The sequence below is a fragment of the Ruegeria sp. G12 genome (assembly GCF_056533565.1).
Genome location: NZ_JBQFOO010000002.1, coordinates 674027 through 697980, shown reverse-complemented (window position 1 = coordinate 697980; position 23954 = coordinate 674027). Strand labels below are relative to the sequence as shown.

General features: G+C 62.0%; 21 protein-coding genes. 11 read left to right on the top strand and 10 right to left on the bottom strand.

Features of this window, described 5'->3' with window-relative positions; all coding sequences use genetic code 11:
* Positions 1-55: 55 nt before the first annotated feature.
* From ACR0JN_RS07275 to ACR0JN_RS07260, 4 genes are all read left to right on the top strand, one after another.
* On the top strand, positions 56-1759 hold the full coding sequence (locus ACR0JN_RS07275; RefSeq protein WP_480884930.1) for an NAD(P)H-dependent oxidoreductase subunit E: 1704 nt from the start codon (positions 56-58) through the stop codon (positions 1757-1759).
* A 14-nt stretch (positions 1760-1773) separates the two neighbouring features.
* Positions 1774-4557, top strand: a complete 2784-nt coding sequence (fdhF, locus tag ACR0JN_RS07270) for a formate dehydrogenase subunit alpha (RefSeq protein ID WP_480884929.1) — start codon at positions 1774-1776, stop codon at positions 4555-4557.
* Between the two features lie 116 nt (positions 4558-4673).
* Positions 4674-5462, top strand: a complete 789-nt coding sequence (locus ACR0JN_RS07265) for a cyclase family protein (protein ID WP_480884928.1) — start codon at positions 4674-4676, stop codon at positions 5460-5462.
* A 4-nt stretch (positions 5463-5466) separates the two neighbouring features.
* Entirely contained in the window at positions 5467-5988 is a 522-nt protein-coding gene (locus ACR0JN_RS07260; RefSeq protein WP_480884927.1) for a thioesterase family protein, read from the top strand.
* Here ACR0JN_RS07260 and ACR0JN_RS07255 read toward each other — a convergent pair.
* The 3 genes from ACR0JN_RS07255 to ACR0JN_RS07245 form a co-directional block, all read right to left on the bottom strand.
* Entirely contained in the window at positions 5982-10070 is a 4089-nt protein-coding gene (locus tag ACR0JN_RS07255) for a translocation/assembly module TamB domain-containing protein (protein ID WP_480884926.1), read from the bottom strand. The two genes, ACR0JN_RS07260 and ACR0JN_RS07255, sit on opposite strands and share 7 nt — an antisense overlap.
* On the bottom strand, positions 10067-11872 hold the full coding sequence (locus ACR0JN_RS07250; RefSeq protein ID WP_480884925.1) for an autotransporter assembly complex protein TamA: 1806 nt from the start codon (positions 11870-11872) through the stop codon (positions 10067-10069). Before ACR0JN_RS07250 ends, ACR0JN_RS07255 begins: the two co-directional genes overlap by 4 nt.
* 140 nt (positions 11873-12012) lie before the next feature.
* Positions 12013-13236 (bottom strand): urate hydroxylase PuuD, encoded by a 1224-nt coding sequence (locus ACR0JN_RS07245; RefSeq protein ID WP_480884924.1) that lies wholly within the window; start codon positions 13234-13236, stop codon positions 12013-12015.
* A 97-nt stretch (positions 13237-13333) separates the two neighbouring features.
* Between ACR0JN_RS07245 and ACR0JN_RS07240 the strand changes: the two genes are divergently transcribed.
* Positions 13334-14248 carry a LysR family transcriptional regulator gene (locus tag ACR0JN_RS07240; protein WP_480884923.1) on the top strand — a complete coding sequence of 305 codons (915 nt, stop codon included), beginning with the start codon at positions 13334-13336 and terminating at the stop codon, positions 14246-14248.
* 3 nt (positions 14249-14251) lie between these two features.
* Here the strand turns inward: ACR0JN_RS07240 and uraH are convergent, their stop codons facing one another.
* Complete coding sequence (gene uraH, locus ACR0JN_RS07235; protein ID WP_480884922.1) at positions 14252-14608, bottom strand: hydroxyisourate hydrolase; 357 nt, start codon at positions 14606-14608, stop codon at positions 14252-14254.
* A 163-nt stretch (positions 14609-14771) separates the two neighbouring features.
* On the opposite strand from uraH, the gene puuE reads away from it, so the two are divergent.
* Together puuE and ACR0JN_RS07225 are read left to right on the top strand one after the other, a co-directional pair.
* Positions 14772-16190 carry an allantoinase PuuE gene (gene puuE / locus ACR0JN_RS07230; protein ID WP_480884921.1) on the top strand — a complete coding sequence of 473 codons (1419 nt, stop codon included), beginning with the start codon at positions 14772-14774 and terminating at the stop codon, positions 16188-16190.
* On the top strand, positions 16187-16675 hold the full coding sequence (locus tag ACR0JN_RS07225) for an ureidoglycolate lyase (protein WP_480884920.1): 489 nt from the start codon (positions 16187-16189) through the stop codon (positions 16673-16675). The genes puuE and ACR0JN_RS07225 overlap by 4 nt, the downstream gene beginning before the upstream one ends.
* 100 nt (positions 16676-16775) lie before the next feature.
* On the opposite strand, the gene ACR0JN_RS07220 is transcribed toward ACR0JN_RS07225, so the two are convergent.
* The 3 genes from ACR0JN_RS07220 to ACR0JN_RS07210 all read right to left on the bottom strand — a co-directional run bounded on the left by ACR0JN_RS07220 (position 16776) and on the right by ACR0JN_RS07210 (position 19085).
* A complete protein-coding gene (locus tag ACR0JN_RS07220) occupies positions 16776-17762 on the bottom strand; it encodes a type I glyceraldehyde-3-phosphate dehydrogenase (RefSeq protein ID WP_480884919.1) in 987 nt (328 codons plus the stop codon).
* Between the two features lie 54 nt (positions 17763-17816).
* Positions 17817-18140: a hypothetical protein gene (locus tag ACR0JN_RS07215; protein WP_480817181.1), complete on the bottom strand. Its 324-nt coding sequence runs from the start codon at positions 18138-18140 to the stop codon at positions 17817-17819.
* A 111-nt stretch (positions 18141-18251) separates the two neighbouring features.
* Positions 18252-19085 (bottom strand): bifunctional allantoicase/(S)-ureidoglycine aminohydrolase, encoded by an 834-nt coding sequence (locus ACR0JN_RS07210; RefSeq protein ID WP_480884918.1) that lies wholly within the window; start codon positions 19083-19085, stop codon positions 18252-18254.
* 177 nt (positions 19086-19262) lie between these two features.
* Here ACR0JN_RS07210 and ACR0JN_RS07205 point away from each other — a divergent pair, with 177 nt between their 5' ends.
* Positions 19263-19619: a hypothetical protein gene (locus ACR0JN_RS07205; RefSeq protein ID WP_480884917.1), complete on the top strand. Its 357-nt coding sequence runs from the start codon at positions 19263-19265 to the stop codon at positions 19617-19619.
* 10 nt (positions 19620-19629) lie between these two features.
* Here the strand turns inward: ACR0JN_RS07205 and ACR0JN_RS07200 are convergent, their stop codons facing one another.
* Both ACR0JN_RS07200 and ACR0JN_RS07195 read right to left on the bottom strand, forming a co-directional pair.
* Positions 19630-20244: an NAD(P)-dependent oxidoreductase gene (locus tag ACR0JN_RS07200; protein ID WP_480885018.1), complete on the bottom strand. Its 615-nt coding sequence runs from the start codon at positions 20242-20244 to the stop codon at positions 19630-19632.
* A gap of 3 nt (positions 20245-20247) precedes the next feature.
* The gene (locus tag ACR0JN_RS07195) at positions 20248-20565 is read right to left on the bottom strand and encodes a hypothetical protein (RefSeq protein WP_480884916.1); all 318 of its coding nucleotides are present in this window, start codon (positions 20563-20565) and stop codon (positions 20248-20250) included.
* A gap of 141 nt (positions 20566-20706) precedes the next feature.
* On the opposite strand from ACR0JN_RS07195, the gene ACR0JN_RS07190 reads away from it, so the two are divergent.
* The 3 genes from ACR0JN_RS07190 (at position 20707) to ACR0JN_RS07180 (ending at position 23134) form a co-directional block, all read left to right on the top strand.
* Positions 20707-21507: a thioesterase family protein gene (locus tag ACR0JN_RS07190; protein ID WP_480884915.1), complete on the top strand. Its 801-nt coding sequence runs from the start codon at positions 20707-20709 to the stop codon at positions 21505-21507.
* Between the two features lie 74 nt (positions 21508-21581).
* Complete coding sequence (locus ACR0JN_RS07185; RefSeq protein ID WP_480884914.1) at positions 21582-22229, top strand: DUF1007 family protein; 648 nt, start codon at positions 21582-21584, stop codon at positions 22227-22229.
* Positions 22214-23134, top strand: coding sequence for a nickel/cobalt transporter (locus tag ACR0JN_RS07180; protein WP_480884913.1), 921 nt, complete (start codon positions 22214-22216; stop codon positions 23132-23134). The genes ACR0JN_RS07185 and ACR0JN_RS07180 overlap by 16 nt, the downstream gene beginning before the upstream one ends.
* Position 23135: 1 nt before the next feature.
* On the opposite strand, the gene truA is transcribed toward ACR0JN_RS07180, so the two are convergent.
* Entirely contained in the window at positions 23136-23903 is a 768-nt protein-coding gene (truA, locus tag ACR0JN_RS07175; RefSeq protein ID WP_480884912.1) for a tRNA pseudouridine(38-40) synthase TruA, read from the bottom strand.
* Positions 23904-23954: the final 51 nt, after the last annotated feature.

The window sequence follows — 23954 nt, the reverse complement described above, 5'->3', positions numbered from 1 at the left end:
GCGATTTGACGATATGCTAGTCTGATGAGAGACCGAGCCTCAATCGGAGGGCATCATGGCACCATTAGACACCAAGCCATCAGGCGCACCCAAGGGCGTCTGGAAGTCAGGTAAAGGCAAGGGGCGGCACACGCCCAAAGGCCGTCAGTTCACGGATGAGGCGCAGGCTGAAATCGCACGTCTGCTGGGCGATCGCCCGCGCCGCCGTGACCTCCTGATCGAATTCCTGCATTTGGTTCAGGACGAACACGGCCATATCAGCGCCGATCACATTGCGGCTCTGGCCGTCGAGATGCGGATCGGGCAGGCCGAGATTTACGAAACGGCCACCTTCTACGCCCATTTCGATGTGGTGAAAGAAGGCGAGACGCCTCCGCCCGCGCTGACCATCCGGGTCTGTGATTCCCTGTCCTGCGAGATGGCGGGTGCCCAACAGTTGCAGAAAGCGCTGGAAGACGGTTTGGACCCGTCCGAGGTCCGCGTGGTGCGCGCGCCCTGCATGGGCCGCTGCGACACAGCTCCGGTGCTGGAGATCGGTCACAACCATATCGACCATGCGTCCCCGGAAAAGGTGCAGGCTGCGATTGCCGCCGATGACACCCATGCCCATGTGCCGGACTACCAAGCCTTCGCTGCCTATGAAGCGAACGGCGGTTACGCCAAGCTGAAAGAGCTGCGCGACGGCGGCGATTGGGAGAAAGTGCAGGAAGACATCCTGTCCTCGGGCCTGCGCGGTTTGGGCGGTGCTGGCTTCCCCTCGGGCAAGAAATGGGGCTTTGTTCGCATGAACGAAGGCCCGCGTTATCTGGCCGTGAACGGGGACGAGGGCGAGCCCGGCACATTCAAAGACCGCTACTATCTTGAGCGAACGCCGCACGTGTTCCTCGAAGGCATGTTGATTGCTGCCTGGGCGGTCGAGGCTGAGACCTGTTTCATCTACATGCGCGACGAATATCCGGCGGTGCTGGAGATTCTGCGCTGCGAGATTGCCGCCCTGGAACAGGCTGGGATTGTTGAGCCCGGTTATATCGATCTGCGCCGGGGCGCTGGCGCCTACATCTGCGGTGAAGAATCCGCGATGATCGAGTCGATCGAAGGCAAGAAGGGCCTGCCGCGTCACCGTCCTCCGTTTGTGGCGCAGGTCGGGGTCTTTAACCGCCCGACCTTGGTGCACAATGTCGAGACGCTGTATTGGGTCACCAAGGTTTGCCGCGAGGGGCCGGAATGCCTCAACAGCACAGAAAAGAATGGCCGCAAGGGCCTGCGCAGCTATTCGGTCTCGGGCCGTGTGGCGAAGCCGGGAGTTTACCTGCTGCCTGCGGGCTCGACTATCCTGGATGTGATCGACGCGGCTGGTGGCATGGTCGACGGTCAGACCTTCAAGGCGTATCAGCCGGGTGGTCCGTCCTCGGGCCTGCTTCCTGCATTGATGGACGACATTCCGCTCGATTTCGACACCTTGCAGCCGCATGGCACTTTCATCGGCTCGGCCGCCGTGGTGGTTCTGTCCGATCAGGACACCGCCCGCGATGCGGCGCTGAACATGCTGCGCTTTTTCGAAGACGAAAGCTGCGGACAGTGTACGCCCTGCCGCGCAGGCTGCGAAAAGGCGGTGAAGCTGATGCAGGCCGACAAGTGGGACACCGATCTGTTGGAAGATCTGTGCCAGGTCATGGGCGACGCCTCGATCTGCGGTCTGGGGCAAGCGGCCCCGAACCCGATCCGCCTTGTCATGAAACACTTCGCTGACGAAATCTGAGGGGAGACAGAGCCATGCTTGACGCAAGCCCAAACAAGACCGTCACCTTCAACCTGAACGGCGAAGATGTCACCGTGCCCGAAGGCTGGACCATCTGGGAAGCCGCCAAGGGGCAGGGGTTCACCATCCCGCACCTGTGCCACAAGCCTCAGCCGGGCTACAAACCCGACGGCAATTGCCGGGCCTGTATGGTCGAGGTCGAAGGCGAGCGCACTCTGGTCGCCTCGTGCATCCGTCCGGCGGTGGACGGGATGGTGGTCAAGACCGACACCGAACGTGCCGAGAAATCGCGCGCGCTGGTTATGGAGCTGCTGCTGGCCGATCAGCCCGAGCAGGCGCATGACACCTCGAGCCATTTCTGGGACATGGCCAAGCTGAATGACCTCAGCGACAGCCGCTTTCCGGCGAAAGAGCCCGAAAAGATCCCGCTGCTGGATGACAGCCACGTGGCGATGCGCGTCAATCTAGACGCCTGCATCAACTGCAATCTCTGTGTGCGTGCCTGCCGCGACGTGCAGGTGAATGACGTGATCGGCATGGCTGGCCGCGGACATCTGTCTCAGGTTGTGTTCGACCAGAACGACCCCATGGGCGAGTCCACCTGCGTGGCCTGCGGTGAATGCGTTCAGGCCTGCCCGACCGGGGCGCTGATGCCAGCAACGGTGCTAGATGATCAGCAGCGCGGCGACAGCAAGGATTACGACAGCGAGACCGAAAGCGTCTGCCCGTTCTGCGGCGTGGGCTGCAAGGTTTCGCTGAAGGTCAAGGACGGCAAGGTCAAGTATGTCGAGGGCATCAACGGCCCGGCGAACGAAGGCCGTCTGTGCGTCAAGGGCCGGTTCGGGTTCGACTATATCCACCACCCGCACCGCCTGACCAAGCCGCTGATCCGGCGGGACGATGCGCCCGCCAAGGGCCTGAACGTCGATCCCGCGAACTTGTCGACCCACTTCCGCGAGGCGACTTGGGACGAGGCGATGGATCTGGCCGCCACCCGGCTGAAAGCCCTGCGCGACGAAGACCCGCGCAGCGTGGCGGGATTCGGTTCGGCCAAATGCACCAACGAAGAGGCCTATCTGTTCCAGAAATTCATCCGTCAGGGCTTTGGCCACAACAATGTCGATCACTGCACCCGTCTGTGTCACGCCTCGTCCGTGGCGGCGTTGATCGAGAATGTGGGTTCGGGCGCGGTGACGGCGGCGTTCAACGATATCAAGGATGCGGATGTGGCGATTATCATCGGGGCCAACCCGATCGAAAACCACCCCGTTGCGGCGACCTATTTCAAGCAGTTCGCAAAGCGCGGCGGCAAGCTGATCGTGATGGACCCGCGCGGCGTCGGGATGCGCAAGTTTGCCGATGAAATGCTGCAGTTCCGTCCCGGTGCCGATGTCTCGATGCTGAACGCGATCATGAACGTGATCGTCGAAGAAGAGCTGTATGACAGCCAGTACATCCACCGCTGGACCGAGAACTGGGAGGCCGAGAAAGAGCATCTGCGCCAGTTCACGCCCGAAGCGATGGCCCCGATCTGCGGTATCGAACCCGACCAGCTGCGCCGCGTTGCGCGGACCTTTGCGCAGGCCAAGGCCGGTCTGATCTTCTGGGGTATGGGCGTCAGCCAGCATATCCACGGTACGGACAATTCGCGCTGCCTGATCTCGCTGGCTCTGATGACCGGCAATGTCGGCAAACCGGGCGCGGGTCTGCACCCGCTGCGGGGGCAGAACAACGTTCAGGGGGCCTCGGATGCGGGGTTGATCCCGATGTTCCTGCCGGACTATAAGACAGTCACCGATGACAGCATTCGCGCGCAGTTCACCAATGTCTGGGGGTCCGAGGATTTCTCGAACGAGAAAGGTTTGACTGTCACCGAGATCATCGACCAAATTTATGCGCGCAATATCAAGGGCATGTACATTCTGGGTGAAAACCCGGCTATGTCCGATCCGGATGTGAACCATGCCCGCGATGCGCTGGCCAAGCTCGACCTGATGATCGTGCAGGATATCTTCCTGACCGAAACGGCGAACTATGCCGACATCATCCTGCCAGCCTCGGCGCTTTACGAAAAGAACGGTACCGTGTCGAACACCAACCGTCAGGTACAGCGGGTCCGCCCCGCCGTGACGCCTCCAGGTGAGGCGCGCGAGGATTGGGCGATCACCGTCGAACTGGCGCAACGGATCGGTCTGAGCTGGGACTACACTGATGTGTCTCAGGTCTTTGCCGAGATGAAGCTGACCATGGAGTCGCTGGACAACATCACGTGGGAGCGTCTGGAAAACGAAACCATCACCTATCCGTCCCTCTCCGAGACCGATCCGGGCCAGTCCATCGTGTTCGGCGACGGTTTCCCGCGCGCCGATGGCAAGGCCCGCTTCACCCCGGCCAGCGTCATCCCGCCGGACGAGGCCCCGGATGACGAATATCCGATGATCGCCACGACGGGGCGGCAACTGGAACACTGGCACACCGGGTCGATGACCCGCCGCGCCAAGGTTCTGGATGCGGTCGAACCCGAGGCGAACTGTTCAATGAACCCTCGAACGCTAAAGCTGATGGGCATTGAACCGGGCGAGACCATCCGCCTGACCACCCGGCGCGGATCTATCGAGATCATGGTGCGTGCCGACCGGGCCATTGCCGAGGATATGGTTTTCATCCCCTTCGCCTATGTCGAGGCGGCGGCGAATATCCTGACCAACTCGGCGATCGACCCCTATGGAAAAATCCCCGAGTTCAAGTTCTCGGCCATCCGCGTCGAAAAGATCGAAGACGCCATCGCGGCGGAATAAACCACCACCACTCACCAAGCTGAGACAGGCGGCCCTGACGGGGTCGCCTGTTTCGTATCTTGACAGCACAATGCGCGCAGCCAACCCTGTGGCGGCAGTCAGCCCAGGGGGAATGCATGCCGCGCCGTTTTGTCGATCTGTCCGTTCCGCTGGAAACCGGCATCGTATCGGACCCGCCGATCATGCTGCCCGAGATCGAGTACATGACCCACGACCAGACCGCCGAACAGGTCATGGCCTTCTTTCCGGGGTTGCAGAAACAGGACCTGCCGGGCGGTGAAGGCTGGGCCATCGAACGCCTGCAGATCGCTACCCATAACGGCACCCATCTGGATGCGCCGTATCATCATCACTCGACCATGAACAAAGGCGAGCGGGCCATAACCATTGATGAGGTGCCGCTGGAGTGGTGCATGAACCCCGGTGTGAAGCTGGATTTCCGGCATTTCGAGGATGGTTATGTCGCCACCGCCGCCGACGTCGAAGCCGAACTGAAGCGCATTGAGCACGATCTGCAGCCACTTGATATCGTAGTCGTCAACACCGCCGCCGGAACCCATTACGGCAAACCCGATTACCTGATGAAAGGCTGCGGGATGGGGCGTGATGCAACGCTGTACCTGACCGAACGCGGGGTGCGTGTGACCGGCACCGATGCCTGGAGTTGGGATGCCCCCTTTCCTCTGACGGCGCAGGCCTATGCCGCAACTCAAGACCCCTCGATCATCTGGGAGGGGCACCGGGCCTCAATGGATATCGGCTATTGCCATATCGAGAAGCTGACCAATCTGGAAGCCCTGCCGCCGACGGGTTTCGAAATCTCGTGCTTTCCGTTCAAGATCAAGGGCGCGTCCGCCGGGTTTGTCCGGGCGGTTGCCATATTCGAAGATCAGGAAGGCGGGTAAACAGATGCAGTCAGACACCCCTTTTGGCGGGCATGATGGCCCTTACCCGGCCCCGGTTGAGGTGCGCGGGATCGAAGTGCAGCCTGATTGGATCGACTATAACGGTCACATGAATGTCGGTTACTACGGCGTGGCCTTCGACATGGCGTTCGAGGTGCTGTTGGTCGAACATCTCGGGCTGGGTGAGTTACAGGTTCAGGCCGCAGGGCAGGGGCCGTATGTGCTGCAATCGCATCTGAATTTTCTGCGTGAAGTGAAAGCGGATACCCCGTTTCACTTCCAGTTCCGCATGTTGGATTCGGACCAGAAGCGGGGGCACTATTTCGGGCAGATGATCTCGGACTCTGACGGCGGCATATGTGCCACGCAAGAGGCTCTGTTCATGAATGTCAGCCATGCGACGGGCCGGTCCGCACCCTACCCGGATTGGGCGGTCAAACGGCTGGTCCGGATGGTTCAGGATCATCAGGGGTTGGAGCCTGCGCCGCAGATTGGCCAGCCCATCGGCATTCGCCGCGCTCAGTAGTCGCGCTCGAAGAACAGACCAATGCCGGTTTCGCCGCGCCCGTCGACGGTGCCGCGCACGGTGAAATTGTCGGTGACGTCCAGGTTCAGATTGACCTCGGTATCGCCCTCGGTATTGACGGTGAAATCAGTGTAGAGATTGTCGCTCAGATACGCGCCCGCGCCCAGACGACCGGCCCCGCCCTCGGTCGCGCCGATATCGACAGTGTCGAGCCCGGTGGATCTGCGCAGCCCCTTGGTGGCATCCCCGCCCGCGCCGCTGAGTTGCGCCAGTGACGCCGCCATTTGCGCGATCACAAACGGCGAAAGCTCGGAAAACCGGTTTCCGAACAGCAGCATGGCAAGCGCTTCCTCAGCCGGGCGTTCGGGGTCCGAGAACACGTTGACCTCGGGCGCATCCAGCGGCCCGGCGATTTCAATCGTGGCCGTCCCGTCCGAGGTGCTGGTCGAGGACTCAAACTCGATATAAGGCGTCAAGTCGCCCTGCAGCGTCACAATCCCTTTGGTCAGCGCCAGACGGCGGCCGAGGATATCGAAGTTCCCCCGGATCAGTTCGATCTGGCCCGAGGGCACAACGGCGGTCGTTGTGCCGCCGATAAACAAACGCCCCCCTAGTTCCGCGTTCACACCGCGCCCGCGGACAAAGACGGCCTTGGGGGCCAGCAGGCTGATATCCAGCGAAATCCGGGAATCGCCTTTCGCCTCGGTTTCGGACACCACCAGTTGCGCCCGTTCGCGGGTGACAAAGCTGGCGCGGCTTTCGTTCACATGCTCGATCTCGGGGATCGGGGCCGCTCCTACAGCGCCCGAGGCGGCGGCAAGATTGATATTGGTTTCGCCAAAATTGATCTGCCCCGAAAGCGCGCTGTTCCCGGCCAACGCCCCGGTCATGGCGATCTGGCCGTTCAGCGTGGTCTCGTAAAGCAGTTGGTCGGTCAGCACCAGATTGTTGAGCGCGGTCGTGATCTGCGCGTTAAAAGGCGGCGTCAGGTCCACCGGCCCGCTGACCGTGAAATTGCCCCCGGCACGCATACCGCCATTCAGCGAGATCGTGGCCCGGCTTTGCGCCAGATCAACCGAGCCGCTGATGCCGGTAATGGTCTGCCCTGCGGTCGGAATTGCCAGCGAGGTGCCCGAGGTCGTGATCGAACCGCTTAAGGCTTCCAGCGCCGGTTTGCCCTTTAGCGAAAGGTTGTACCGGGCGGTGCCGTCGATTTTGTTGGGCGTGATGAAGAGGTTGGCGATGCCGATATTGACCCCGCCCTCTGCCGTCAGATCGGCGATGCCCGAGGTTTCGTCGAACGTGCCCTTCACATTGCTGCTGATCTCAGCCGGTCCTTCGGCCTTGGCGTCGACGGTCCAGACGCCGTCGTCGCGCTGCGCGCTGCCGGTGGCTGAAATGCTGCCGGGGAAATCGGGGGCGAACCGCTCGATCCGGTTGAACTTGGCGTCGAAATCCACATCTGCAGAGCCGTCCGTGTTCACCGTCCCGACAAGGCTGGCGTAGGAGCTGTCGGGCCCTTGCAGCCGGGCGTTGCCCTCAAGCCCCGACCCGGTGGGGGCCACATTGCCGTCCAGTTGCAACGGGCCGGACAGGGTGTTTGACAAGCGCCCTACATCATCCAGCGTGGCCGAGAAATCCAACCCGACAGAGTCCTTCTCTAACTGTCCCGACGCGTTTGCCGACAGGGCCGAGCCCTTCAGCGAGAAGGCACGGATATTCAGCCCCTGATCATCATTCACCGCGTCCACGTTCAGCGTCGTGCGCCCTTGAATCAGTTTGTCGGCCAGGTCTATGCCGGTTTGAATGTCGTCTGCGGTCACGTTGCCCTGCAGGTCGAAATACTTGCTGCCCATGGCCCCCTGGCCCTGCAGATCGGCCTGAACCGAACCCGCCAGATCGCGCTGGGCCAGCCCCGAAAACAGCGACAGGTCCGGCGCGTTGACCTGCGCTTGGCCGTCCACCGCCAGCTCGCCGGTCGGATCGTCAATGGTGGCAGCGACCTGCGCGGTCAGGGCGTTCCCGTTGACCTTGGCCTCGCGGATGACGATCTGATCTTGGCTGATGGCCCCGTCAAACTCGACCGAGGTCTGACCGGTCAGCAGCGGGTCAATGTCATCCATTCCGGTCTGGATGTTGCGGCCCGAAACACTTGCCGTGCCGTCGAATTCCAGCGTCTGAATGGTGCCTTTGCCGTCCAGCTTTGCCTGCAACGACCCGCCCAGTTCGCGTTTCGCGAGGCCGGAAAAGACCGACAGATCGCGCGCATCGACGCTGGCCTGACCGTCGATGGAAACATTCCCGTCAGGCGTCGTGACCGTGCCGCTCGCCTGCGCGCGCAGGGCGTTGTTGATCACCGAGAAATCCCGCAATGTCACGCCATCTTCCCCGCGCTTGGCATCGACTGTGATCGTGGTTTCACCCTTGATCACCGGGTCGATATCATCGCGCCCGGTGGACAGATCATTGCCCTCGACAACTAGCTTGCCGTCGAAACTGCCCTCAAGCGGCGAACCGTTGCCCTCGACCCGGACCGAGGCGTTCCCGCCCAGTTCGAGCTTTGCCAGATCCGAGAACCGCGACAAGTCCGACGCCTCAAGCCGGGCCGAGCCATCCACCTGCAACCCACTGGTCAGGCCGCTGATCAGCGCGTCAACACCAAGCGCATAATCTGATCCGACCAGTTCGAACCCCGACAGGTTCAGGGATTCGTCGCTGCCATAATCGAACAGACCGTCCAGCGTGATCCGCTCCCCAAGGGCTGCATTCAGCGCCGGATCGGTCATGTCGATCCCGTCAAGCGCGGCTTGCAGATCGCCGTCGACTTTCAGGATATCGCCCTGTTCCAACGTACCTTGCGCCGTGATCTGCGCACGGTCCAGACTGATCTGGGGCGATTTGAACGCGTTCGCCGTCAGGCTCAGATCCCAAAGGTTGCCGGTCGTCCGATCAAACAGCGCCGAGAGCTGCGCTGCCTCAATCGACGTCTCGCCACCCGAAACCGGCAACACGACCGATGTCCCCTCGGGCGGTGTGATACGACCCTGCAGGGCGGCGAGTTGCAGGGTCCCGCCAGCGGCCAATTGCAATTCGCCTTTCAGGTTCAGCGCTTCGGTCGTCAGTTCCAGATCGCTGATATCCAGCGCACCGTCAGGCTTGGTCAGCCCGTCCACGAACAGGCGGGTTTGGGTGCCAAAGAACGTGTCCAGATCGTCTGCGATAAAGGGTGTCAGGTCGCCGCCCAGATCGGCCGTAAAGGCAATCCCGTCTTCGGCACTTGCCGCGGCGGTCGGGGCTGCACGCAACCGCACCTGACCGGTGACGCGCAACTGGTTGTCGCTGCTCAGGCCTATATCGGCCGTGAAATCTGTGACGGGGCCGGACCCTTTTGCCGTTAACCCGATTGGTGGACTGTCAGGTATTTTGAGAGCGGTTGAGATCAGCCCGCCAGAGGCCTCGATCACCTGCAAATCCAGATCGATCTGGCTGTTGGAATTCTGAAAGCCCGCCGCCAGTTTGATCTCATCCCCGGCGCGGTCAAGCCGGGTGATATCCAGATTGGTGTCCAGCGTTCCATCCGCCAGCGACAGGTTGCCGTTGACGGCAAGATCAGCGGCGACGCCGATCAGGGGTTCGCCCAGCGACAGTTCATCAATCCGAATCTCTCCGATCTCGATGGAGACGGGCAGTTCCGGCAACTGAAACGGCGTGGTTTCCGCCGAAGGTGGCGGCGTGTCCTTGGTGGTCGTGCCCGGCGCGCGGGCGACGTCGATTTCCTGCGCGGTCAGCGCGTTGACGGAAAACCGGCCCCGGATCAGGGCAAGGCGGTTCCAGTCCAGCTCGGCATCCTTGATGGTCAGCCAGACGCCGTCGTCATCGGAAACCGTGATCTCCTGAATCGTGGCGCGGGAACTGAGCGCCCCTTGCAGACCCCGGACTGTGACGTTCTGGTCGTCGCCCGACAGGGTATCCTGCAGGAAGCGTTCGATCATACTGCCGCCGCCATCCTCCTGCGCCTGCACCGCCAGCGGGGCACAGGTCAGGGTGCCGATCAGCAGAGGATATGAAAGACGCTGTATCAAAATGCCTGACCGATCCCGATATAGAACTGCAACCCGTTGCCGGTTGTGCCCGACACCGGCCATGCCAGATCAAAGCGCAGCGGTCCGAACCCGCCAAGATCATATCTGACCCCAAGCCCGGCCCCGCCGTGATCTGCCGCGCCGCTACCGACGAACGAGGACGTGTCGACCACACCGTAGTCATAAAACCCGACCAAAGACAGGGTGTCGGTGACCTTGCCGCGCAGCTCGCCCGACAGGCCCAGAAACGACTTGCCGCCCGCAACACCGGTGCCGACCGGGATGCCTAGGCTTTCAAACGGCTGGCCCCTGACCGTGCCCGCGCCGCCCGAGAAGAACAGGAAGTCCGGCGTGACCCCATCCAGCGACGGGCCAAGGACCGAGCCCAGTTGCACCCGCCCCGCCAGCACGATGCGCCCGTTTGTTCTGAGGCTGGTATAGGCGCGCCCGTCAAAGAACAGGCGAATGCCGGTGTCGGTGCCGGAAAGCCCGACAAACGGCATCACCTGCGAATCCAGATAAAACCCCCGCGTGGCGCTGACCCGGCTGTCGCGCCGATCCCATTCAGACCGGAAGGGCAGGATGAAATACCGGAACTTGCGCCCGTCGCCAAAGGCATCATCCGCATCCGACAGTTGGAAACCTGCGGATGCTTCGGCATAGAGCCGGTCCGAAAACGTGCGCCGCGCACCATAGGACAGAGAGGCGACCGTGACGTCGTAGTTGTCGGTGTTGCGCTGCTCTAGCAGGGCGCTCCAGAACGTGTTGTCGTCGGGTCCCAGACGGTCGGGTTGGTCCAGACGCAGACCCAGACGCCCGTCCAAAGCCTCTGATCCGCCGATATTGCGCAGCGCCGCCTCGAACCGCAGCCGTTCGGCGCGCCGGAACACGTTGCGGTGGGTCCAAGTGGCGGTCACGTCGATCCCATCGCGCGAGGCCAGTTCCACACCGAAGGTCAGGCGGCGTTTGGGCAAATCCTCGAACGTGGCATCGAAATCCAGCGTGCCGTCGGGATTGGGCGTTTCCCGCTCCTGAATCGAGACCACGTTGAAGGTGCCTGTTCGCCGCAGGCGCGTGCCGACTTTCTGGATTTGGGCGGGAGAGTAGACCTCGCCGCTGGGAAAGCCGGCGATCTTTTCAATCGACCGGTGGCGCACATCGGTGTCGCCCTGGATGAACATCTTGCCAAAGGTCAGCCGCCTGCCAGGGGCCAGATCGATCTCGGCATCCAGACGCCTTTGCGCATGCCGGGCTATGACCGTCTGACCGGCCACTTCGGCCTTGGCGTGGCCCGCATCCCGCCAGCCCTGAACACCGGCAGAGGCCGCCTGTTGAATGGCCCCGGTTGTTGCCCGTTTGCCGGTGGCGAATTCCTCGGGCAGGACGGTTTTGGGGGCCAGCGGCTGAACGACGGCCTCGCCAAACCTGAACGTTGGACCGGTTTCAACGGTAATGACCGCGCGATTGATTTGTGTTGGCACGCTGAGCGAACTCAGGTCAGCCGCTTCCCGACCGTCAAGTTTGATGCTGACAACGGGGCTGAAATAGCCTTCGTCATAGAGGATCTGCACGATGGTGCGGTAATCCGACAGGGCACCGGACAGAATTTCCAGCGGCGTGTTCAACCCTCGGGAATCTGCGGTGGTTACCGAGGATGTTTCCTCGATCCGGTCAACCAGATCTTCGGATGCACCGGGTATGATCAGAGAGGTTTCAAGCGCCGCGACCGATGTCGGTATCAAAGCCGCCAGCGCGCCCAAAAGCCAGCGCCCAAGACTGCCCTGCGGCTTGTTCCCCTGCATCAGATGGCTCCAACTGCCCCTAGTCGAAATCATGTTTGCCGCATTGTTGTGCGGCTGGTTGATTTCCAGTTAGAGCATCTGAATCCCCTCGGGGAAAGGAAATTAACACGTAGCCCAGTAATTTGCGGGGAATAGTCGTTTCATAGCCCGGCGTTGCGCACCCAGCGGATGATCGCGTCGCGGTCTTCGGGCTCCATATAGGTGACATTGGCGGGCGGCATGGCATGGGTGACACCGGCCTGCAGATAGATTTGTTCCGCATTGCGGGCGATGTCGGCCTCGGTCTCCAACAACACGCCCTTGGGGGCCCAAAGGATACCTTCCCAAACCGGCTCGCGCGCGTGGCACATCGAGCAGCGGCCCAGCACGATGTCATGCGCCTCTTCAAACCCGGCGGCAGAGGCGAAGCGTTCCTCGTAAGGCGTCAGCGGCTGCGCCTCGGCCTCTTCCAGCGGTTTGTACATCGGTGCGGTGGACAGCCACATGATGGCGATGAACAACAGGGCGGTGGCGAGCCACGTCCAGGTGGGATTGCCCGTGCGGGCGTGGCGGGTGTTGAAATAGTGCCGGATCGTGACACCCATCAGGAAGACCAGCGCCGCGATGATCCAGTTGTACTGCGTGGCGAACGCCAACGGATAGTGGTTCGACAGCATCAGGAACACGACCGGCAGCGTCAGATAGTTGTTATGGGTCGAGCGCAGCTTGGCGATTTTTCCGTATTTCGGATCGGGCGTGCGCCCGTTCTTCAGGTCATCCACCACGATGCGCTGGTTCGGCATGATGATGAAGAATACGTTGGCGGTCATGATCGTGGCGGTAAACGCGCCCAGATGCAGCATCATCGCGCGGCCGGTGAAAATCTGGTTATAGCCCCAGCCCATTACCACCAGCAGCGCGAACAGCAGCACCATCAGCAGCGTTGGGCGTTCGCCCAGACCGGACTTGCACAGGAAATCATAGACCAGCCAGCCGACGGTCAGCGAAGCGGCTGAGATCAAAATGCCCTGCCACAGCGCCAGATCGGCCTTTTGTGCGTCGATCAGGTAAAGCTCTCCGCCCACCCAATAGACGATCATCAAAAGCGCCGCACCGCTCAGCCACGTCGCGTAGCTTTCCCATTTGAACCAGGTCAGGTGCTCGGGCATCCGTTCGGGCGCGACCAGATATTTCTGGATGTGATAGAAGCCGCCGCCATGCACCTGCCATTCCTCGCCATCTGCCGGGCCGGGGATATCGCGGTTCAGGCCCAGGTCCAGCGCGATGAAGTAGAAAGAGGATCCGATCCAGGCGATGGCGGTGATCACGTGCATCCAGCGCACGGCAAAAGCCATCCAGTCCCAGAACACGGCGAAGTCGTACATTTCAGAGGTCTCCGATTGCGTTGCCGTCACACTAGGCAAACGGGCTTTTCTTCGGTATTCCCGTATATTGTCAAACTGTATCAAAAAAAACGATAAGATGTCCTATCTCGACAATATCCGCACCTTTGTCCGCGTCTACGATCTGGGCAGCATGTCCGCCGCTGGCCGGGACCTGCGCATATCGCCTGCCGTGACCTCGGCCCGGATTTCTCAGCTTGAGGATCACTTGGGCGTGCGATTGTTTCAACGCACCACCCGCAACCTGTCCCCAACCGAGCAGGGCAAGGCGTTCTATCCCGGCGCGGTGGCGGTTCTGGATGCGGTGGACGACGCCGAGGCGCAGGTGACCCATCTGACCGAAGCGCCCCGCGGATCGCTTTTTGTGGCGGCCCCGCTGGGGGTAGGGCGACGGCTACTTGCGCCGCATGTGCCTGATTTTCTGGCGGAATATCCCGAGATCGACGTGCGTTTGCGCTTGACGGACCGCTCCGTCGACCTGACGACCGAGGGGTTGGATCTGGCGTTTTTCATCGGCCAACCCGAAGACAGCACCCTGCGCATCCGCAAGATCGCCGATTGCCAGCGCGTGCTTTGCGCCGCCCCGGATTATGTGAAACGTCGCGGGATGCCGCAGACCGGGGCGGAACTGATCTCGGACAAACATGAATGCCTGAACCTGCGCTATCCCGGTGCGACCGAATTCCAGTGGATGCTGGAAACGCCCGACGGCCCCAAGAGGTTCGCGGTCTCGGGACGGTTTGAATGCGATGACGGGGATGTGCTGACGGATTGGGCGCTGTCGGGTCAGGGGATTGCGATGAAACCGGTTTTCGAAGTGGCCGATCATTTGAAAGCGGGGCGTCTGGTGCCGGTTGCCTCGGACACGCCGCCGGTTTCGGTACAGATGGCCTGTCTATACACCCACCGCCGCCATCAGGACCCTAAGGCGCGCCTGTTCATGGATTTCATGATCGAGCGGATCAGCGGGGTGGTGCGCAGTTCAGAACTGTGACGCCTAGCTTCCGCGATAGGTCGAATAGCCGTAAGGCGACAACAACAACGGCACGTGGTAATGCGCGTTGGCGTCCGACAGGCCGAAGCGGATCGGAATCTCGTCCAGAAACAGAGGGTCTTCGCCTGCCTGACCTGTCGCACGCAGGTAACCCCCGGCATGGAAAATCAACTCGTATGATCCGGTTTCGAACGCGTCCTGCGGCAGGATCGGGCCATCGGTGCGCCCGTCGGAATTGGTCTGCATCTCGGCGAGTTTTTCACGCCCATCACCCGATGTTTTGTACAGAACAATGCGCAGCCCCTCGGCAGGGCAGCCGCGTGCCGTGTCCAGAACATGGGTCGTCAGATAACCAGCCACGGCGATCTCCTTTGATTTGCCTTTTTCGGTTTGCCACAGTGTGGAACAAACTTCAAAACAGTGGAAATGCCGAAAGAACCGGAAACAGCGTTCGGATTGATTTGATAATCCCGAACCGATTTCTGCGTTAAGCCTGTCGAAACGCTCAACTATGGAAGACGCCATGCAGCCCCCTCGTTACCCCCGCGACATGATCGGATACGGTGCCAACCCGCCAGATGCCCAATGGCCAGGCGGGGCGAAGCTGGCCGTGCAGATCGTGCTGAACTACGAAGAGGGCGGCGAGAACTGTATTCTGCACGGCGATGACGCGTCCGAGGCGTTTCTGTCCGAAGTCGTGGGTGTCGCCCCATGGCCGGGGCAGCGCCACTGGAACATGGAGTCGATCTATGAATACGGCGCGCGGGCCGGGTTCTGGCGGCTTCATCGATTGATGCAGGACCTGCCGATTACCGTCTATGGTGTCGCGACAGCGTTGGCGCGATCCCCCGATCAGGTGGCCGCCATGAAATCCGCCGGGTGGGAGATCGCCAGCCACGGGCTGAAATGGATCGAACACAAGGACATGCCCGAGGACGAGGAACGCGCCCAGATCGCCGAGGCCATTCGTCTGCACACCGAGGTCGTCGGCACCCGCCCGCACGGCTGGTACACCGGGCGTTGTTCCGAAAACACCGTCCGGTTGGTGGCCGAGGAGGGCGGGTTTGCTTACGTTGCCGACACCTATGCCGACGATCTTCCCTATTGGATGCAGACCGGCGGGCAGGATCAGTTGATCGTACCTTACACGCTGGACTGCAACGACATGCGCTTTGCGACGCCGCAAGGGTTCAACTCGGGCGATCAGTTCTTTTCCTACCTCAAGGACAGTTTCGATGCGCTGTATGCCGAGGGTGAGGCGGGCGCGCCCAAGATGCTCTCGATCGGGTTGCATTGCCGCCTGGTCGGGCGGCCGGGGCGGGTGATGGCCTTGAAGCGGTTTCTGGACTATGCGCGGGGCTTCTCGGATGTGTGGTTCGCGACGCGGCTGCAGGTTGCGCAGCATTGGGCGCAGACCCATCCGCCTGTGTCGGCTCCGAAACCGTCAGGCATGGCGCGGGAGGAATTTGTTGCGGCCTATGGCGGCATTTTCGAACATTCCGCCTGGATCGCCGATCGCGCGTTTGATCTGGAACTTGGCCCCGCCCATAATACAGCAGGTGGCTTGCACAACGCGCTGACGCGCATGTTCCGCGCGGCCTCAGACGAGGAACGTCTGGGTGTCCTGACCGCCCACCCCGATCTTGCCGGAAAGCTGGCACAGGCCAAGCGGTTGACGCAGGAAAGCACGTCCGAGCAAGCCTCGGCCGGGTTGGATGCGCTGACGGATGAAGAACGTGCCACGTTCACCGATCTAAACCAGCGCTATACGGAAAAGTTCGGCTTTCCCTTCATCATCGCCGTGCGGGACCACGACAAGGCCTCGATCCTGCAGGCGTTCCAGCGCCGGATCGGGCAGGACCGCGACACCGAGTTTACCGAGGCGTGCCGACAGGTCGAACGCATCGCCGAATTTCGCCTGCGGGACCTGCTGCCGTCATGAGCCGTCGGATCGTGATCGAGCCGCTGACCGCCGCCGCCTTCGCGACTTTTGGTGATGTGATTGAGGTTTCCGGTGCGCCGGATAAGATCATCAATCAGGGTCAATGTGGACGGTTCCACGACCGGGCGCGTCTGGACTTTGCGGATGGACGCGCTGGGATCAGCCTGTTTGACGCCAATCCGCGCAGCCTGCCGTACCGGCTGGACTTGGTCGAGCGGCACCCCGAGGGCAGTCAGGCCTTTATCCCGATGACCCACCAGCCGTTCCTTGTGGTCGTTGCTCCGGACACCGGTGGCCAGCCCGGCCAACCCCGCGCCTTTGTCACAAAGCCGGGGCAGGCGGTGAATTATCATCGCGGCACCTGGCATGGGGTTCTGACTCCGTTGCACGGACCGGGTCTGTTTGCTGTGGTCGACCGGATTGGGGACGGGGCGAACCTTGAGGAGTTCTGGTTCGAAGAGCCGTTCGAGGTGGTTGAAAGCTGAAACCATGCGCTCCCGCCCGATCAGGGCGCATCAAAGATGCACCATGATCGGTTGGGCCGGGCAGCGCGCGGGCAAGCCCGCCCGCTGCGGCATCGTCAGATCAGCCGTCGGCCATCAGGCGGGCGACGTCGAGCATGCGGGCCGAGAAGCCCCATTCATTGTCGTACCAGCCGAAGACCCGGATCTGGTTGTCGCCGACCATGCGGGTTTCGGGGCCTGCGATGACCAGAGACTCCGGTCGGGATCGCAGGTCTGAGGATACAAGCGGCAGGTCGGTCCACCCCAGAACAGGCCAGGCGTCGACCGCCTGACGCAGGGCGGTTTCGAAGGCATCGGTTCCCATGCCGCGCTCCAGCGTCACCACCAGATCAACCGCAGAGACACTCGCTGTCGGGACGCGCACGGCGGCACCCGAGATGCGACCTGCCAGATGTGGCAGCACCACGTCGATCAGATGCGTCGCGCTCGAGGTCGTGGGCACCATCGACAGCGCCCCCGCCCGCGACCGGGCAAGGTCACCGCGCGGGGCATCAACCATCGGCTGGCTGTTCGTGTAGCAGTGAATGGTGGTCATATGCCCCGAGGCAACGCCTCCAATCCCATCCAGCAGTTTGACCAGTGGCGCGAGCCCGTTGGTGGTGCAGGACGCATTCGAGACGACGCGGGCATCGCCTAACTGATCCTCGTTGGCCCCCAGAACAACCGTCACCTCGGCGGCGGGTGAGGGGCCCGAGATCAGCACTTTGCTTGCCCCCGCAGTCAGCCCCCGGCGTGCAACATCCGAGCTACGGGCAACCCCGGTACAGTCCAGCACCACGTCCACGCCCGACAGATCGACCTGCGCCAGATCGGCGCTGTGCGTCATCGCAATCGCTTGACTGTCCACGATCAACGCGCCGTTGCCCACGGTCACGTGACCGGGGTAGGGGCCAAAGATGCTGTCGTATTTGAACAGGTAGGCGCAGGTCTCAAGCGGTGCGATGTCGTTGATCAGCACAAGCTCGATATCCGACCCCTGCGGTAGGGCCAGCACCTGCCGCAGGATCGTGCGGCCAATGCGGCCGAATCCGTTGATCGCGAGTTTCATGCGCAAGCTATGGCAGGCAGATCAGGCGACCTCAACGAAAGTATTGTACCAATTTCAGGGGCAACTGACCTGCGAAAAGAACTGCCCCGAGATGTTCTGATACATGCTCGGCACGATCGGTCTGCAGCCTGTTGCGGCCTGAATCGCGGCGATAGCCTGGATGGTGCGCAGGCGCGGCGGCGGGCCGAACGGGTTGAGGTTGTTGTTGTCGCGCGTGGCGCGGTAAATCACCGGCGCGTCCGAGACCTGTGTGACCGCCCAAGTGCGGCTCATCACGAAGACGGATTTGGTTTCTTCCTTGGCGGCAACCGGGGCGGGTTGGGCAATCGCCAGCGCGGCAAAGGCCGCCGCAGCCATCAGGGGAATATGCAGTTTCATGGATCAATCTCCGGTACTCGAAAATGGAATTTGCTTGGATTTCAGCAAATTCCGGGGCGTGTGTGAAGCCCCGACCGTGGAGAATCCCTAAAACTGTCGGTAATTTACCCGTCAGCCGGTCGGCAAAGTCAGCGGCATGTGGCGATTGACGTCCTTATAGAGCAGATAGCGGAATCGTCCGGGCCCTCCGGCGTAACAGGCCTGTGGGCAGAAGGCGCGCAGCCACATGTAATCTCCCGCCTCGACCTCGACCCAGTCCTGATTGAGCCGGTAGACGGCTTTGCCCTCAAGCACGTACAGGCCATGTTCCATCACATGGGTTTCAGCAAAGGGGATCACGCCGCCGGGTTCGAACGTCACGATGTTCACGTGCATGTCATGGCGCAGATCCTGCGGGTCGGCAAAGCGGGTGGTGGCCCAGCGACCCTCGGTGCCCGGCATCGGGATGGGGGCGACGTCACGCTCGTTGACTATGATCGGGTCCGGGGCGGGCAGGCCAGGGACGGCCTGATAGGCCTTGCGGACCCAGTGAAAACGCGCTGTCTGATCGCTGTTGTTGTGTAGCGTCCAGTCCGACCCTGGTGGGATATAGGCGTAGCCCCCTGTTTCCAAATGGTGAATCGTGCCCTGCAAGGTCAGCGTGACCGCCCCTTCGACAACAAACAGAACGGCTTGCGCGGGGCTGTCGGTTTCGGGGTGGTCGCTGCCGCCGCCGGGTTGGACCTCCATGATGTATTGCGAAAACGTCTCGGCAAAACCGCTGAGGGGACGGGACAGGACCCAAAGCCGCGTGCCCTCCCAGAACGGAAGAGAACTGGTGGTGATGTCGCGCATGGTGCCCTTGGGGATCACCGCATAGGCCTCGGTGAACATGGCGCGGTCGGTCAGAAGCTGGTCTTGACCGGGGTGCCCTCCGGCGGGTGCATAGTAGGTTGGATGTGTCATCGCGGGCCTTTGGATCGTTTCGCCCGGCACTATGCGGGCAATGGCGGCGCGCCTCTAGCTGTGGCCTTCCGATAGGTTTGTTCGGGATATTTTGAAGGTGGCCGCCGCGGGGGTTGGCCCCATCCGCGCCAAGGTATATCCTTGAAGGCGAACCGATTTTAGCCAAGCGAGGCCGTCATGAAAGCCCGGATTTATTTTGCAGTTGTTGTTCTGAGCGTCGCGGGCTTTGCGATTGCCGCGCAAGCCAAGCCGATATCGCGAATCATTGCGGAAATGGGCCTGAGCCCCGCCGATTTCGAAGTGCTGAACGCGGCGTCGGATTCGCTTTTTGCAAGCGGTGTGCCCAGCAATTGGGCCGAGCGGTCGTGGGTGAATGAAGACACCGGCTCAAAAGGCACGATCCGGGTGAACGGAGTGGACGGCAATTGTGTCCGCCTGCAGCACTTTATTCAGCCCGAAGGGGGCGATCAGACGCGCGAGGTTCGGACGCGCCGATGCAAGGATGCCGAGGGCAACTGGGTGCTGGCCCCCTGAGCCATCGGGTTCAGTACCCCCGGTCCCTGTCCACCTCATGCACCAGCGGCGCGCCTGTTGTCAGCCGCTGGAAGTTCTCGGCCACATCGGACAGAGCATCGCCCAGATGCCAGCCTGACACATGAGGCGTGATCGTTATGCCGGGATGTTGCCACAGCGGGCTGTCCTGCGGCAGCGGTTCCTGACGAGTCACATCCAGAACCGCATGGCCGGGTGTGCCGTTGTCTAGCGCAGTGATCAGCGCTTCCTCGTCGATCAGGTCGCCGCGCCCTGCGTTCAGCAACTGACTGCCCGGCTTCATGGCGGCCAGCAAGCCTGCATCGAACAACCCCTCGGTTTGCGGGGTTGAGGGCAGGATCGAGCAGACGTGATCGCAGCGACCCAGCATGTCGGGCAGGGCGTCTTGCCCGTGTAAGCATTCTACCCCGTCGATTTTCTTGACCGAGCGGCTCCAGCCGATGACCTGAAAGCCCACTGCGTGCAGCATGCGGGCGGTACGGTCTCCGATGTGACCCAGCCCCAGAACGCCCACCACGGTTTCAGGCGAGATGATCGGTTCTTTCGGAAGCCACTCGGTACGCTTCTGCGAGGCCTCATGAAATGCCATATGGCGCTGGGTGCGCAGGATTTAGGCCAGAAACCACTCGGCAATTTCCCGCGCCGGGGCGTCCGGTTTCAGCCGTGCCACGCGGATATGAGGCGGCAGGTTTGGGTTGCCCACGATGGTCTCAACCCCGGCCCCCAGTTTCTGCACCAGCTTAAGGTTGGGGAACTGGTGAAGGTGGTTGTCGGTCAGGCCGACGACCGCGATCATCGAAATCTCGTCCGGGTTTCCGAGTGTCTCGGGCGTGCGCACATCGGCGCTGGGCGACAGTCGCAGAATCGTCTCGGCGATTTCGGCGTTGCTCATCCAGTCGGACAGTCCGGTATCTATCAACAAGGCCAAGGTCTGCTCCTTCCGGGACACCGCGTCACCCTATCCGGGCGGCGGTTTTGGGTGGCGTTTGTCGTGACTATGCCGTTTGGTGTGCAAAAGAAAACCCCGATGCCTGCGCCCACGAGGCGCAGAGACAGGATGACAGCCCCGATGACAGCGGATCGTAACGCGCAGCCCTTTTTCAACCTTGCCGAAGATGGCGCGTTCATCGGCCGCGACCCGGCACGTGGCCCCTGGTCCGCCGATCATTGCCACGCCGGGCCTGTGACTGGGCTGATCGCGCGGGCGGCTGAAACCGAGGTCGGCCCCGACAAGATGCTAACTCGTCTGACGGTAGATTTGCTACGCCCCTTGCCGCTGGCCGGGCTGCGCGTGGCGGCTGAAACCACGCGACATACCAAGACGCTGGCGACGACGAAGGTCACGGTGCATGACCTTGACGACACGCTGTGTGCGACGGCAACGACGATGCACCTGATCCGGAAATCAATGGCCGATGTGCCCGACGTCAAAACCGCCCCCTTATCGCTGGAAGCAACGGTAAACGGGCCTTTCCCAATCGGCGAACTGCGCCACGACCTGCCGGGATTCGCCCATTGTGTCGATGTGCTGTACCCCGAAGGCGGCAATCAGGGACCCGGTCCCAAGGCTGTATGGATGCGCACGCCCGCCTTGCTGGAAGGTGAGAGACCGTCGCCGATCCAGTCGCTCTGCCCCCTGGCTGATTGCGGCAACGGTATCTCGTGGAATGCGCCCACGTCCGAGATGGGGTTCATGAACACCGACCTAACCGTGCAAATCCACCGAGAGCCTGTTTCGGACTGGCTGGCCTCGGACTCAGTCTCGCATTGGCAGGGCACGGGGATCGGGATGTCGCAATCGGTGCTCTATGACACGCAAGGTCCCGTGGGAACCGCGCTGCAGACGCTTGTCCTGTTCCCGCCCGCGTGATCTCGTCGGCTGAATTCTGCAGTGTGATCGCGATACGCGTTGCCGCCGGACCCCGCGCACCCTATCTTGCGGGCATGCGTTGGCTGACCGCCCTTCTGACCTGCTGCCTGCCGATCCCGGCTTTGGCGCACCCGCACGTCTTCATCGACACGGGGCTTGAGTTCATTGTCGACGAATCCGGCCAGTTGACCCATGTGCGCGTGACCTGGGCCTATGACGAATTCTACTCTCTGCTGCTGCTTGAGGATATGAAGCTGGATCAGGACGCCGACGGTATTCTGACTGAGGCCGAGGAACAGTTTTTAAACGGCTTCGACGCGCAATGGATCGAAGGCTATAACGGCGATCTGGTGGTCACCGCAAACGACGCGCCCGTTGCCCTGTCCGGCCCGCTTGAGGCGGTTGCGACCACCGAGGACGGGCGCATCGTCTCATCCCACCTCCGCGCGGTCGAAGGCGGCGCGATTCCGGCCAATGCCCTGTCTGCCAAGGCCTTTGATGAGACGCTTTACACCGCCTACGAACTAAACCGGCCCGTCACCGTTTCCGGCCCCGTCACCTGTCAGCTTGAGCGTGTCGATCCCGATATCGACGCGGAACTGGCGCAGATGCAGGCGTTTCTGCGCACGCTGGATGTGGATGTCGATCTGGAGGAAAACGATATCCCGCTGGTGGGTGAGAAATTTGCCACCGAGATCCGCGTTTCATGTCCAAATACCTGATTTTCCCGGTCGCGATCGCCATAGCCTTGCTGCTGTGGTTCTGGGGCAGCGGCGGCTTTGACAGCCTTGCCGCTTGGGCGGCCGGTGAGCAGCGAGAGTTTCAGAACCAGATCGCCCGGTCCCTGCGTGCCGCCCGTGCAGAACAACCCGAGGCCGTCGCAACCCTGCTGACGGTCTGTTTCGCCTACGGGTTCTTTCACGCCATCGGACCCGGCCACGGCAAGGTTCTGATCGGAGGCTACGGTTTGGGTCGCCGCGTCGCCTTTTGGCGCTTGTCCGCGATCAGTGTGCTGTCCAGCCTTGGGCAGGCGGTCACGGCTGTTGTGCTGGTCTATGCCGGGGTGCTGATCTTCCGGATGTCGCGCGAAAGCCTTGTAGGCACGACCGAGCAGGTCATGGCCCCGATCAGCTACGCTGCGATTGCAGTGATTGGCCTGTGGCTGGTGTTCCGATCCATGCGCAGCTTCGCGCGGCGGCACCGCAGTCAAACTACCCATGCCCATCACGATCATGATCACCATCATCATTCAGGCGAGGCCTGCTCAGACTGCGGCCACCGCCACGGCCCCAGCGCGGAAGAGGTTGCACAGGTCGGAACCCTGCGCGAGGCGCTGGTCTTGATCGCAGGCATCGCCGCGCGCCCCTGCACGGGCGCTTTGTTCGTGTTGATCCTGACATGGCAAATGGGCATCGCGATGGTCGGTATTGCCGGGGCCTTTGCGATGGCCCTTGGCACGGCGACGGTCACAACGCTGGTGGGCTGGACCTCATTCGGTTTGCGCGGGGGGCTGCTGGCGTCGGCCTCTGCCACGCGTTTTGCGTCCGTTTTGGCTCCGACCATCGAGCTGGTGGCTGGGCTATTGATCGTGGTGATCGCCAGCGGCTTGCTGCTGCGGGCGCTTTGACTCAGTCAAACACCGGTTCCGGATAACCGACCCGCGCCAGATACAGACCCTGCGGCGGGCAAACCGGCCCGCAAGCCGCACGGTCGGCGGCTTCCAACGCATCCCGCACATCCTCAGGCGACCACGCCCCGGCACCGACCCGCTCTAGCGTGCCCACGAAACTGCGCACCTGATTGTGCAGGAACGACCGGGCGCGCACGTGGAAATGCACCTCGGGGCCCGAGAAATCCTCAACCTGTTCCACCCGCAACTCGTCCAGCGTTTTGACCGGGCTGGCGGCCTGACAGATCGAGGAGCGGAAGGTGGTGAAATCATGCCGCCCGATCAGCATATCCGCGCCTGCCTGCATTGCGCCCACGTCAAGCTGGTGATTGATCCGCCAGACCTGACCCCGATCATGCGTCGCAGGTGCGCGGCGCATCAGGATGCGGAACAGATATTGCCGCTCGATGGCCGAGAACCGGGCGTGCCAGTCATCCTCGACCTGCGCCGCCGCGACAATGGCGACGGGCTGCGGCTTGAGATGATAGTTCAGCGCCTCGGACAGGCGGAACGGGTCCCAGTCCTTGGCCATGTCGCAATGCGCGACCTGCCCCAACGCGTGCACGCCCGCATCGGTGCGCCCGGCAGCGGCAATCGTGTGCTGTCCGGGCTGGATGCGGGACAGGGCCTGTTCGATGGCACCCTGCACCGACGGCAGTTCCTTTTGCCGCTGCCATCCGGCAAACGGCTCCCCCTGGTATTCGACTTTCAACGCGTATCTGGGCATGAGGCGCTGGTACAGCGCGGCGCGGGAACGGGCAAGGGGGCGAAAGCGCTG